The following is a 14,437-nucleotide window of genomic DNA, read 5'->3' as shown; positions in this document are numbered from 1 at the left end:
CCCCGGCGTCGACTTCGCCGGACACTCCGGACACGTCGACACCATCAAAAACCAGCTACACCACCTACTCAACGGCGTCACCACCTCCCCCGGCACCGTGGCCTGGATGTCCACCGTCGACGCCGACTGGACCAACCCCACACACATCGACGCCCACTACTGGTACCGCAACCTCCGCGACACCGTCCGCTTCGAAGAAGCCACCCGAGCCCTCCTCACCCACGGCTACCGCACCTTCATCGAAGTCAGCACCCACCCCCTCCTGACCACCGCCATCCAGGACACCACCGAAACCCTCCCCGAGGTCCGGGCCACGATCACCGGGACGCTGCGCCGCGACGACGGCGCCGCCGACCGCGTTCTCGCGGGGCTGGGAGGGCTGTTCGCGGCCGGGGTGCCGGTGGACTGGGGCGCTCTGTTCGCCGGTACCGGGGCCCGTCGGGTGCCGCTGCCCACGTATGCCTTCCAGCACCGGCACTACTGGCTGGAGCCCGCCAGGACACCGACGCGGGCCGACACGGCCGACGGCTCCCTGTGGGCGGCCATCGAGGACGGAGACGCGCAGTCCCTCGCGCGGGATCTCGAGGTGGACGCGGCGGCCCTCGGCACGGTGCTCCCCGCGCTCGCCTCATGGCGTCGGCGCAGCCGGGAGGAGTCCCTCACGGACGCATGGCGGTACCGGATCGGCTGGACCCGGGTGGCCGCGACCGACCCGCAGTTGTCGGGCCGGTGGCTGGTGCTGGTCCCGGCCGTGCGGGCGGGCTCGGCGCGGGTCCGTGCGGTGCTGGACGGGCTGGCCGCACGGGGCGCCGAGGTGGTGGCCGCCGAGGTCTCCGAAACCGGCCGGGAGGCAGTTGGCGACCAGGTCAAGTCGGCGGACGGCGGTGCCGGGGTGGTGTCCCTGCTCTCGTGGGACGACCGCGCAGACACCGAGTACGGCACCGTGTCCGCGGGCACCGCGGCCACTCTCGCGGTGGCGCAGGCGTTGCGGGACCACGGCGTCACCGCTCCGCTGTGGTGCGTCACCAGTGGCGGGGTCGCGGTGGCCGGTGAGGCGGCCGATCCGGTGCAGTCCGCGGTGTGGGGATTCGGCGCCGTGCTCGGGCTCGACCACCCGGACACCTTCGGCGGCCTGATCGATCTGCCGGCCGAAGGGGAGGGTGACGATGAGGCGTTGCCGGACGGGCTGTTCGCGGCGCTGTCGTCCCCCGAGGGGGAGGACCAGCTCGCGGTGCGCTCCGACGGGCTGTTCGCACGCCGGATGCTGCGCGACCGGGACGGCTCCGGCAGCCCCTGGAAGCCGCGCGGCACCGTGCTGGTCACGGGCGGCACCGGCGGGCTCGGTTCGCATGTGGCGCGCTGGCTCGCCACGAGCGGGGCGGACCATGTGGTGCTGCTCAGCAGGCAGGGTGGTGACGCGCCGGGCGCGGCCGAACTGGTGGCGGACCTGGCGGGGGTGGAGGTCACGCTCGCCGCGTGTGATGTGACCGACCGGGACGCCGTGGCCGCGGTGCTGGCGGAGGCGGAGCGTACTCATCCGGTGACCGCGGTGGTGCACACCGCCGGTGCCGGGCTGCCCTCGGCTCCGGTCACCGAGGTGACCGCTGAGCAGTTCACCGCCGTGACGGGGGCGAAGGTGCGCGGCGCGCTGGTGCTGGACGAGCTCGTCGGCGACCGGGAGCTCGACGCGTTCGTGCTGTTCTCCTCCGGCGCCGGTGTCTGGGGCAGTGGCGGGCAGGCCCCGTACGCGGCGGGCAACGCCTTCCTGGACGGGCTGGCGGCCCGGCGGCGGGCGCACGGGCTGGCGGCCACGTCGGTGGCGTGGGGCGGCTGGGGCGGCGGGCTCGGCATGATCCATGCCGACAGCGGCGACCAGTGGCGCCGTATCGGCATCCTGCCGATGGATCCGGCGCCCGCGCTGCGTGCGATGGCGCGGGCCGTGGGCGGTGGTCTGCCGAATGTGATCGTCGCGGATGTCGACTGGGCGCGGTTCGTGCCGGGCTACACGATGGCCCGGGAGCGGCCGTTGCTGCGGCAGTTGCCCGAGGTCGCCGAGATCCTGGCGGCGGACACGCAGGGCGGGGGCGCATCGCGGCGGGAGGTGCTCCTGGGCAGCCTGGCCGAGCTGACCGGCCCGGAGCAGGAGGTGTTCCTGACCGATCTGGTGCGGCGTGAGGCGGCGGCCGTGCTCGGGCATGCGGACGGGGACGCGGTGGAGCCGGAGCGTGCGTTCAAGGACACCGGGTTCGACTCGCTGACCGCGGTGGAGCTGCGCAACCGGATCAACGCGGCCACCGGGCTGCAGCTCTCCCCCACGGTGGTGTTCGACTATCCGAAGCCGACCACGCTGGCGAGGAGGCTGCGTACGGAGCTGGTCCCCGCCGTGAACGGGGGCGGGGACGTGGACGGGACCGCGGACGGCGGGGCCGCCGGCGCGGAGGGCCGCGAGCGGGAGATCCGGCGGGTGCTGGCTTCGGTGCCACTGCGCCGCTTCCACGAACTGGGGGTGCTGGACGCGCTGGTGCGCCTCGCGGACTCCGCGGCCGGCGACCTGAGCGGTCTGCGCGACCTGGGCACCGCCGCGGAGGCGGAGACCTCCGCGCTCGCGGAGCTGGATGCCGACGAGCTGGTGAGCCGGGCGATGCGCGGCACGACCTTCGGAAACGACTGACGCCGCGGTTGCGGAGAGGAGTACACATGGCTGCGTCCCGGGAAGACCTGGTCAAGGCGCTGCGTACCTCGCTGATGGACGCCGAGCGGCTGAAGCGGGAGAACGACCGGCTGATCGCCGAGTCCACCGAACCGGTGGCGATCGTGGCGATGGCGTGCCGGCTGCCGGGTGGGGTGACCGACCCGGAGTCGCTGTGGGAGCTGGTGGACGAGGGGCGGGACGCGATCGGGCCGTTCCCCACGGATCGCGGCTGGGACCTGGAGACCCTGTTCGACTCCGATCCGGACGCCGTGGGCAAGTCCTACGTACGCGAGGCGGGGTTCCTGGAGGGGGCGGGCGGATTCGACGCCGCGTTCTTCGGCATCTCGCCGCGCGAGGCCCTGTCGCTGGACCCGCAGCAGCGGCTGCTGCTGGAGACCGCGTGGGAGACCTTCGAGCGGGCGGGGATGGATCCGCGGTCGGTGGAGGGCCGGGACATCGCGGTGTTCGCCGGGGGCAGCGGCCAGGGGTACGGCGGGGGTCCGGGTGAGGCGCCCAAGGGCCTGGAGGGCTATCTTGGGGTCGGCGCTTCCGGCAGTGTCATCTCCGGGCGCGTGTCGTACACGCTCGGGCTGACCGGGCCCGCCGTGACCGTGGACACCGCCTGCTCGTCCTCGCTGGTGGCCGCCCATCTCGCCGTGCAGGCGCTGCGGTCCGGCGAATGTTCCATGGCGCTGGCCGGTGGTGTCGCCGTCATGGGCCGGCCCACCGCCTTCGTCGAGTTCTCCCGGCAGCGTGGCCTGGCGCCCGACGGGCGCTGCAAGTCCTTCGGCGAGGGTGCCGACGGCACCACCTGGTCCGAAGGCGTCGGGCTCGTTCTGCTGGAGCGGCTGTCGGACGCCCGCCGCAACGGCCACGAAGTGCTGGCCGTGATCCGGGGCACCGCGGTCAACCAGGACGGCGCCTCCAACGGACTCACCGCGCCCAACGGCCCCTCCCAGGAGCGGGTGATCCGCCAGGCCCTGTCCAACGCCGGGCTGACGGTGGCCGACGTGGACGCCGTCGAGGCCCACGGCACCGGCACCGCCCTCGGCGACCCCATCGAAGCCCAGGCCGTTCTCGCCACCTACGGCCAAAGCCGCCCGGAGGGCCGGCCGCTGTGGCTCGGCTCCCTCAAGTCCAACATCGGCCACGCGCAGGCCGCAGCGGGCATCGCCAGTGTCATCAAGACCGTCATGGCCTTACGCCACGGCCGGTTGCCGAAGACCCTCCATGCCGAACAGCCCACCTCCCAGGTGAACTGGACCGCGGGCGCGGTGTCCCTGCTCGCCGAGGCGCGGGCGTGGCCGGAGACCGGACACGCCCGCCGCGCCGGGATCTCCTCCTTCGGCGTCAGCGGGACGAACGCCCACGTCATCCTGGAACAGGCCCCTGAGGAAGCCGAGGCGACCGGGGAGAACACCGCCGATCAGGAACCGCCCGTACGCTCGGCGGAGCCCGCCGACCCCGGCCCGGTCGCCACCGGCCACGTGGTGCCGTGGGTGCTTTCGGGCCATACGCAGGAGGCGCTGCGTGCCCAGGCCGCCCGGCTGCTGACCCAGGTGCGCGAGACGCCCGCCGACAGCCCGCGGGACGTGGGCTGGTCACTGGCCACCACCCGGACCCGGCTGGACCACCGCGCGGTCGTACTGTGCGCCGATGCCGAGCAGGCCGTCGCGGGGCTGGAGGCGGTGGCCTCGGGCATGTCCGCCCGGTCGGCGGTCACCGGGTCCGTGGCCTCCGGAAAGGTGGCGGTGCTGTTCACCGGACAGGGCAGCCAGCGGGCCGGAATGGGCCGCGAACTGTACGGCGGCTACCCGGTGTTCGCGCGGGCCTTCGACGCCGTGTGCGCCCAGTTCGGCGACCTGCGCGACGGGGACGAGAAGGTCTCGCTCGCCGAGGTGGTCTTCGCCGAGGAGGGGTCGGCGACGGCAGCGCTGCTGGACCGGACCGAGTTCACCCAGCCCGCGCTGTTCGCGCTGGAGGTGGCGCTGTTCCGGCTCGTGGAGTCGTGGGGGGTGCGCCCCGCGTATGTGCTGGGCCACTCGATCGGCGAAGTGGCCGCGGCCCATGTGGCCGGGGTCCTGTCCCTGCCGGACGCCTGCACATTGGTGCGGGCGCGCGGGCGGCTGATGCAGCAACTCACCGCGACCGGGGCGATGGTCGCGGTGGAGGCGGCCGAGGACGAGGTGGCGCCGCTGCTCGCGGGGAAGGAGCACAAGGTCTCCATCGCCGCGGTCAACGGCCCGACCTCCGTGGTCGTCTCCGGTGACGAGGACGTGGTCACGGCAGTGGCGGAGACGCTGGCGCGGCAGGGCCGCAAGACCAAGCGGCTTGTGGTCTCGCACGCCTTCCACTCCCCCCACATGGACGGGATGCTGGACGCGTTCCGCGAGGTGGCGTCGCGGCTGGCCTACGCGCCACCCCGGATACCCGTGGTGTCGAACCTCACCGGATCGGTCGCCGCTCCCGAGGAGCTGTGCTCCCCCGAGTACTGGGTACGGCATGCGCGGGGCGCGGTGCGGTTCCTCGACGGTGTCCGCACACTGGCCGACGAGGGCGTGCGCACCCATCTGGAACTGGGCCCGGACGGGGTGCTGACCGCGATGGGGCAGGACTGTCTGCCCGAGGCGGACGCGGCGTTCGTGCCGTCCCTGCGTCCGGGCGTCCAGGAGGACCACGCGGTGCTGGCCGGGCTCGCCGGCCTGTACGTACGGGGTGTGCGGGTGGACTGGGACGCGATGTTCGCCGGGTCCGGCGCCCGGCGCGTCACCCTTCCCACATACGCCTTCCAGCACGAGCACTACTGGCTGGAGCGGGCCGCCGGATCCGGCGACGTGGGCGCGGTGGGGCTCGGCGAGGCGGGCCATCCGCTGCTGGGCGCGGTGGTGCAGCTCCCGGAGACGGGCGGGGTGCAGCTCAGCGGGCGGCTGTCGGTACGGGCCCAGCCCTGGCTGGGCGAACACGTCATCTCCGGTGCGGTGCTGGTGCCCGGCACGGCCATGGTGGAACTGGCCGTCCGCGCCGGGGACGAGACCGGCACCCCGGTTCTGGAGGAGCTGGTGATCGGGCAGCCGATGGTGCTGCCCGGCGACACCGCCCTGAGCGTCCAGGTCGTCGTGGGCGCGGACGAGGGCGGGCGGCGTACGGTGCGGATCTACTCCCGTACCGACGGGGGCACCGACTGGACCGAGCACGCCACCGGCACGCTCTCTGCGCAGGGCCCGGCACCGCTGGACGGGGCCGCGGACGGGGCCGCCGTCGAGTGGCCGCCCGCGGAAGCCGAGCCGATCCCGGTGGAGGACTTCTACCGCTCGCTCGTCGACGCCGGATACGCGTACGGACCGGCGTTCCGCGGGCTCGTCGCCGCGTGGCGCCGGGACGGTGAGATCTTCGGCGATGTGGCGCTGCCGGAGACGTCCGTCGCGGAGGCCGAGCGGTTCGGTATCCACCCGGCGCTGCTGGACGCCGCGCTGCACGCGGGCAGTTTCTGTCTGCCCTCCGACCCGGCGCGACAGGTGACCCTGCTGCCGTTCGCCTGGAACACCGTGCGTCTGCACGCGGGCGGCGCGTCCGCGGTCAGGGTGCATGTCCGCCCGGTCGGCGACGACGCCTTCTCGGTACGGCTGACCGACGGCTCGGGCCAGACGGTGGCCTCGGTGGACTCGCTCACCCTGCGGGCGGTGGACCCGGCCCAGCTCAAGATCGGCACGGCCGACGACGCGCTGTGGACGGTCCGCTGGAGCGAGACCTCCCTGCCGGACGGCGCGGTCTCCTGGGCCCCGCTCGGCGAGTCGGCCACCGGGGCAACCGGGGGCTACGGCGCCACGGGGGACGCAGGGGGCGCGCTTCCCGACGTCCTCGTGGCCGATACGCGCGCCTGGGCCGAAGACCTCACCGGGCCGCCGACCGCGTGGGCCCGGGGGCTCACCGGCCGCCTGCTGGAGGAGATCCAGCGGTGGGTCGCCGACGACGCGATGGCCGGGACGCGGCTGGCCGTGGTCACCCGCGGCGCGGTCGCGGTGCACGACGACGCCGAGGTCACCGACCCGGCCGCCACCGCGCTCTGGGGCCTGGTCCGCTCGGCCCAGGCCGAACACCCGGGGCGGGTGGCTCTGGTGGATGCCGAGGGTGCGTGCGAGGAGCTGCCCGCCGGGGTGTGGTCCGGGGACGAGCCCCAACTGGCGGTGCGCGGTGGCGCCGTGTGGGTGCCACGCCTGACCCGGGTCGAGCCCGGTCTGCGCGTGCCCGCGCAACCGTCGTGGCATCTGGACTCGGCCGAGTACGGCAGCCTGGACAATCTGGCCCTGCTGCCCGACGAGGCCGAGCCCGCACCGCCGGCGGCCGGTCAGGTGCGGATCGAGGTCCGCGCCGCCGGGCTCAACTTCCGGGATGTCCTGGTGGCTCTCGGCATGTATCCGGGCCGGTCGGTGATCGGCACGGAGGGCGCCGGTGTGGTGACCGAGGTCGGTCCGGGCGTCGCGGGCCTAGCCGTGGGCGACCGGGTGATGGGCCTGTTCTCCGGCTCGTTCGGACCGCTGGCCACCGCCGACGCGCACACGGTGGTCCGGATGCCGGAGGGCTGGTCGTTCGGCACGGCGGCCGGGATGCCGGTGGCCTATCTGACGGCGCTCTACGCGTTGCAGGACCTCGGGAGGGTCCAGCCGGGCGAGACGGTCCTGGTGCACGCCGCCGCGGGCGGTGTGGGCATGGCCGCCGTCCAGCTCGCACAGCACTTCGGCGCCACCGTCCTGGGCACCGCCCACCCCTCCAAGCACCACGCACTCCACCGGCTGGGCGTTCCCGCCGAACGGCTCGCCTCCAGCCGCGACCTCGCCTACGCCGACACCTTCCCCACCGCCGACGTCGTCCTCAACTCCCTCACCGGCGAACACATCGACGCCTCTCTCGGACTTCTCAACCCCGGCGGCCGGTTCCTGGAGATGGGGAAGACCGACCTGCGGGAGCCCGGCGAGGTCGGGGCGCGGCATCCGGAGGTCACCTACCGGGCGTTCGACCTCGGTGGGGAGGCCCCCGCGGAGCGGGTGCGGGAGTTGCTGCACCAGTTGGTGGAGCTGTTCGAGGCGGGCCGGATCGAGCCGCTGCCGGTACGGCAGCGGGACATCACCCGCGCCCCCGAGGCGTTCCGCTGGATGAGTCAGGGGCGGCATACCGGCAAGATCGTGCTCACCCTGCCACGCACCCTGGACCCGGACGGCACCGTCCTGGTCACCGGTGGCACCGGAACCCTCGGCGCCACCGTCGCCCGCCACCTCCTCACCCAGCACGGCGCACGCCATCTGCTGCTGGTCAGCCGCCGGGGACCGGACGCACCTGGCGCCACAGACCTGACCACCGAACTCACCGAACTCGGCGCCACCGTCCGCATCACCGCCTGCGACACCGCCGACCGCGACCAACTCGCCGCCGTCCTCGCCGACATCCCGGCCGACCACCCCCTCACCGCCGTGGTCCATACGGCCGGGACCCTCGACGACGGCATCCTCACCGCACTCACCCCGGACCGCCTCGACACCGTCTTCCGCCCCAAGGTCGACGCCGTCACCCACCTCCACGACCTCACCCGCGACCACGACCTGGCGGCGTTCGTGGTGTACTCGTCCGCCGCCGGCGTCCTCGGCGGGCCCGGCCAGGGCAACTACTCCGCCGCCAACGCCTATCTGGACGGCCTCGCACAGTGGCGGCGTGCGCACGGGCTCCCCGCCACCTCGCTGGCGTGGGGCATGTGGGCGCAGACCAGTGGCATGACGGCCGGGCTCGGCTCCGGCGATCTGCACCGGGTGCGGCGTGGCGGCATCGTCGGGCTGTCCACGGCGGAGGCCCTGGACCTGTTCGACCGGTCGGTGGCGTCCGGGCTGTCCCTGCTGGTGCCGTTGCGGTTCGACATCGCCGCCCTCGGTGCGGAGGCCGCGGAACCGCCGCCGCTGCTGCGGGGTCTGGTCCGGCCGGCCCGGCGTACGGCCCGGCCGGTGCCGAAGGCCGGTGAGGGCGGCCTCGCCGAACGGCTGACCGGGCTGTCGGCGGCCGAACAGGAGCGTCTGCTCATCGAGTTGATCCGCGAACAGGCCGCTTCGGTGCTCGGGTTCCCCACGGTCGACCCGATCGGGCCGGAGCAGGCGTTCCGCGATATGGGGTTCGACTCGCTGACCGCGGTGGAGCTGCGCAACCGCCTCAACACGGCCACCGGGCTGCGGCTGCCCGCGACGCTGGTCTTCGACCACCCGACCCCCTTGGCCACCGCCGAGTTCCTGCGGGATCAACTGGGCGGGCGCGCGGTCGAGGCCACACCCCGCCCGGCCCGGCGCGACCGGTCGGCTCCGGACGGCGCCGAGGATCCGGTCGTCGTGGTCGGCATGGGCTGCCGCCTCCCCGGCGACGTCCGCACCCCCGAGGACCTGTGGCGGCTGATCGCCACCGGAACCGACGCGATCGGGCCGTTCCCGCAGGACCGGGGCTGGGACCTGGCCGGGCTCTTCGACTCCGACCCGGACGCCCAGGGCAAGTCCTACGTACGCGAAGGCGGTTTCCTCACCGACGCGGGCGGCTTCGACGCCACCTTCTTCGGCATCTCCCCACGCGAGGCCCTGTCGATGGACCCGCAACAGCGCGTCCTGCTGGAGACCGCGTGGGAGACCCTGGAACGCTCCGGGATCGTTCCCACGTCACTGCGCGGACAGGAGGTCGGGGTCTTCGTCGGGGCCAGCGGCCAGGGGTACGGCACCGGCCCGGGCGCGGCGCCCGAAGGCTTGGAGGGCTATCTCGGGGTAGGCGGTGCGACGAGCGTGGCGTCGGGCCGGGTGTCGTACACCTTCGGCCTGACCGGTCCGGCAGTCACGGTGGACACGGCGTGCTCCTCCTCGCTGGTGGCCCTCCACCTCGCCGCGCAAGCCCTGCGCTCCGGCGAATGCACGATGGCACTCGCCGGCGGCGTCGCCGTCATGGGCCAGCCCGGCGCCTTCGTCGAGTTCTCGCGCCAGCGCGGTCTCGCGTCCGACGGCCGCTGCAAGTCCTTCGGCGAGGGCGCCGACGGCACCAACTGGTCCGAAGGCGTTGGTCTGGTGCTGTTGGAACGACTGTCCGACGCTCGCCGCAACGGGCACGAGGTGCTGGCCGTGGTCCGTGGCACGGCGGTGAACCAGGACGGGGCGAGCAACGGCCTCACCGCGCCGAACGGGCCCTCCCAGCAGCGAGTGATACGGCAGGCCCTGTCCAACGCCGGGCTGACGGTGGCCGACGTGGACGCCGTCGAGGCACACGGCACCGGCACCGCCCTCGGCGACCCCATCGAGGCCCAGGCACTCCTGGCCACCTACGGCCAGGACCGGCCGGGGGACGAACCGCTGTGGCTCGGTTCGCTGAAGTCCAACATCGGCCACACCCAAGCGGCCGCAGGCATATCCAGCGTCATCAAGATGGTCCTGGCGATGCGGCAGGGCACACTTCCCCGGTCCCTGCACGCCGACGAACCCACCACGCAGGTGGACTGGACGTCGGGCGCGGTATCCCTGCTGACCGAGGCGCGGCCCTGGCCGGAGACGGGACACCTCCGCCGCGCCGGGATCTCGTCCTTCGGCGTCAGCGGGACGAACGCACACGTGATCCTGGAGCAGGCTCCGGAAGGCGCCGCACCGCAGGTCGACGAGGCCGGCGACACTCCTGGTCTGGTCGCCTCCGGCGGGATCGCGCCCTGGGTCCTGTCGGCCAAGACCCCCACGGCCCTGCGGGCTCAGGCCCAACGCCTCCTGGACCACCTGAAATCCGGGGTGACCGACCGCCCCCTCGACATCGGCTGGTCCCTGGCCACCACCCGCACCCTCCACGACCACCGCGCCATCATCCTCACCGACACCAGCGCCGAGGGCGGTGAGGCCACGGACGCCCTCACCGCCCTCGCGACCGGACAACCCCACCCCCGCCTCACCACCGGCCACGGCACCACCCAGGGCAAGACCGTGTTCGTTTTCCCGGGGCAGGGGTCGCAGTGGGTGGGGATGGGGGCACACCTTCTCGACACCTCGCCCGTCTTCGCCGCTCGCCTGCGCGAGTGCGCCGAGGCCCTGGCCCCGTATGTCGAGTGGTCGCTGATGGACGTCATCACCGGCGCGCCCGATGCTCCATCGCTCGACCGCGTCGACGTCGTACAGCCCGCCACCTTCGCCGTCGTCGTCTCCCTCGCCGCACTCTGGCAGGCCAACGGGATCCATCCCCACGCGGTCATCGGCCACTCGCAAGGTGAGATCGCCGCCGCCTGCGTCGCCGGACACCTCACCCTCACCAACGCCGCCAAAATCGTCGCCCTACGCAGCCAGACCATCGCCCACCACCTCGCCGGACACGGCGGCATGATGTCCCTCGCCACCCCCGCCGACACCATCGACCTCACCAACTGGCACGACAAACTCTGGATCGCCGCACACAACAGCCCCAACGCCACCGTCATCGCAGGCGACACCGACGCCCTGCACCAACTCCACACCCACTACACCGACCAGGGCATCAGGGCCCGCATCATCCCCGTCGACTACGCCTCCCACACCGGACACGTCGACACCATCAAGAACGAACTCCACCAGACGCTGACCGACATCACCACCGAGCCCGGCACCATCCCCTGGCTCTCCACGGTCGATAGGGAGTGGATCGAACCCGACACGGTCGACAGCGGCTACTGGTATCGCAATCTGCGCCAGACCGTGCAGTTCGACGCCACCATCACCACCCTCGCCGACCAGGGCTACCGCACCTTCATCGAAATCAGCCCCCACCCCGTCCTCACCACCGCCATCCAAGAAACCCTCGAAACACACAACACCCCCAACACCACCATCACCGGCACCCTCCGCCGCGACGACGACACCCCCACCCGCCTCCTCACCAACCTCGCCCACCTCACCACCAACGGAACACCCGTCAACTGGCCCACCCTCTTCACGGGCTCACAACCCACCCGGATTCCCCTCCCCACCTACCCCTTCCAGCAGGAGACGTTCTGGCTGGACCGCAGCGGCCCGAGCGATGTCCGTGCCGTCGGCCTGGAGGACACCGGCCATCCACTGGTCGGGGCCGTGGTGAGCGTGCCCGACACCGACGGTGTGCTGCTCACCGGACGGCTCTCCCTGCGCACCCACCCCTGGCTGGCCGACCATGCCGTCTCCGGCACCGTCTTGCTTCCCGGTACGGCGATGGTGGAGCTGGCGGTGCATGCCGGAGACGAGGCGGAGGCCCCCGTACTGGAGGAGTTGGTCATCAGTCGGCCGATGGCGGTGCCGGGCGAGGGAACACTGCACGTCCAAGTGCTGGTCGGCGGTGAGGAAGGCGGGCGCCGCAAGGTCGGGGTCTACTCCCGTCCCGAGGGCACACGGCAGTGGACCGAGCACGCCACCGGCACCCTGCTGACCGGGGGAACCGCCACCCCAGCGGCCACGGCAGCGCATCCGTGGCCGCCCGAGGGCGCGGAGCCCGTCGCCCTCGAGGGGTTCTATGAGCAACTGGCCGAGGCGGGGTACGAGTACGGCCCGGCGTTCCGCGGCCTGAGCGCGGTGTGGAAGCGGGACGACGAGGTGTTCGCCGAGGTGTCCGTGCCGGAGGACCAGACGGCGGTCGCCGGCCGGTTCGGCATCCATCCGGCGTTGCTGGACGCCACTCTGCACGCCGGGAACTTCTGCTTCGAGTCCAGCGGTGATCGGCCCACGATGCTGCCGTTCGCCTGGACCGACGTGCGGCTCCATGCCGTCGGCGCCACCGCTGTACGGGTGCGGGCGGCGGCGTCCGGCGCGGATGGGCTGTGTGTGCGGATCACCGATCCGCACGGACTGCCGGTCGCCACGATCGGCTCCCTGCAGCTCCGGGAGACCACGCCCGAACAGTTGCGGGCCCTCTCCGCCGTCTCAGGTGGCAATGCCCTGTGGGCGGTCGGATGGGCCGAATGCGGGCTCGACGGCACGACGGAAGCACAGTGGGCCACACTCGGAGAGAGCCAACTCCCGGATTCCCCGCCGCACTATGCCGATGTTTCGCAGGTCGTGGAGGCGGGAGCGCCGCCTACGGCACTCGTCGCCGACGTGTCCGCTTGGGCTCCCGAGAACACCGGGCCGCCCATCGACCGCGCCCACGCGCTCTGTGTCCAGGTCCTCGATCTGCTGCGGCAATGGTTGGACCGGCTCGAGCTGACGGCCACCCGGCTGGTGATCCTCACCCGCGGTGCCATGGCGGTCCACGACACCGCCGAGGTCACGGATCCGGCCGCCGCCGCGGTCTGGGGCCTGGTCCGCTCGGCCCAGTCCGAACACCCCGGCCGGATCCAGCTCATCGACATCGACGAGCACTCCCACCACATCCTGCCCACGGCCCTCAACGCCACCGACCAACCCCAACTCGCCCTCCGCGACGCCACCGCCTACACCCCCCACCTGACCCCCGCGCCCACCACAACGCCCGAGCCCCTCACCCTCGCCCCCGAGGGAACCGTCCTCATCACCGGCGGCACCGGCACTCTCGGCGCCCTCACCGCCCGCCACCTCATCACCCACCACAAGGCGCGCAACCTCCTTCTGGTCAGCCGCCAGGGATCCGACGCCCCCGATGCGGCCCGGCTCAGCGAGGAGCTGACCCAGCTCGGCGCCCGCATCCGCATCGCCGCCTGCGACGTCGCCGACCGCGACCAGCTCGCCACCGTCCTCGTCGACATCCCCACCGACCACCCGCTGACCGCCGTCGTCCACACCGCCGGCGCCCTCGACGACGCCCTGCTCACCGACCTCACCCCGGAACGCCTGGGCACCGTCTTCCGCCCCAAGGTCGACGCCCTCACCCATCTCCACGACCTCACCCGCGACCACGACCTCGCGGCCTTCGTCATCTACTCCTCCGCCACCGGCGCGCTCGGCACCCCCGGTCAGGCCAACTACGCCGCCGCCAACACCTACGCCGACGCGCTCGCCCAGCAGCGCCACGCCGCCGGGCTTCCCGCCACCTCTCTCGCCTGGGGCCTGTGGGAAACCACCAGCGCCCTCACCGCCGGGATGTCCACCACCCATCAGCAGCGCGCCCGCCACAGCGGCGTCATCCCCCTGACCGACGCCGACGGCATGCGCCTCCTCGACACCGCGCTCGCCACTCACCAGCCCCACCTCATCCCCCTCAAGCTCGATCGCACCGCCCTCCAGAACAACGCCGCTCCCCACACCCTCCCGCCCCTGCTGCGCACCCTGGCGCAAAGCCGCCACCGCCCCACCGCCCACGCCACCCCCCAGACCGCCACCGCCCCGCCCCTCCCCGAGCAACTCGCCGCCCTCGATCCGGCCCAGCGACTCCAGCACCTCACCGCATTCGTCCGCGCCGAAGCCGCGGCCGTTCTCGGACACGCCACTCCGGACGCGGTGGGGCCGGACGATCCGCTCTTCGAGATCGGGTTCGACTCCCTGACCGCGGTGGAGCTGCGCAACCGGCTCAACGCGGCCACGGGCCTCCAGCTCCCGGCGGCGTTGTTGTTCGACCACCCCACCCCGGCGATGGCCGCCGAGCACCTCCAGGAACAGCTCGCCCTGAAAGACGCCGCCTGAGACAACGACGTCCCCGGCCGCCGTGGCGGCCGGGGACGCGGCCGTAGGGCGCTCCCCCGCGCTCCTCACCAGGCCGCCGCCGTACGCCGGGCAACGTGACTGGTCCCTTCCCCCGCTTTCTTTGGGGGAAGGGACCAGTTTCACTGACCGGCTTTACGGCCCGGCG

Annotated in this window: 2 protein-coding genes; both read left to right on the top strand. The window is 73.0% G+C overall.

Annotated features, from left to right (window positions below; genetic code table 11):
* Positions 1-2,671 (top strand): SDR family NAD(P)-dependent oxidoreductase (locus J5X86_RS16160; RefSeq protein ID WP_208517493.1); only part of this gene is annotated, 2,671 nt, incomplete at its 5' end.
* A gap of 26 nt (positions 2,672-2,697) precedes the next feature.
* Positions 2,698-14,271: a type I polyketide synthase gene (locus J5X86_RS16155; protein WP_208517492.1), complete on the top strand. Its 11,574-nt coding sequence runs from the start codon at positions 2,698-2,700 to the stop codon at positions 14,269-14,271.
* Positions 14,272-14,437 lie beyond the last annotated feature (166 nt).

It is taken from the genome of Streptomyces sp. NEAU-YJ-81 (assembly GCF_017592595.1).
GTDB classification, from domain to species: Bacteria; Actinomycetota; Actinomycetes; order Streptomycetales; family Streptomycetaceae; genus Streptomyces; species Streptomyces hygroscopicus_B.
Note: the sequence above shows the minus strand (reverse complement) of the source record. Positions and strands in the feature narration are given on the sequence as shown.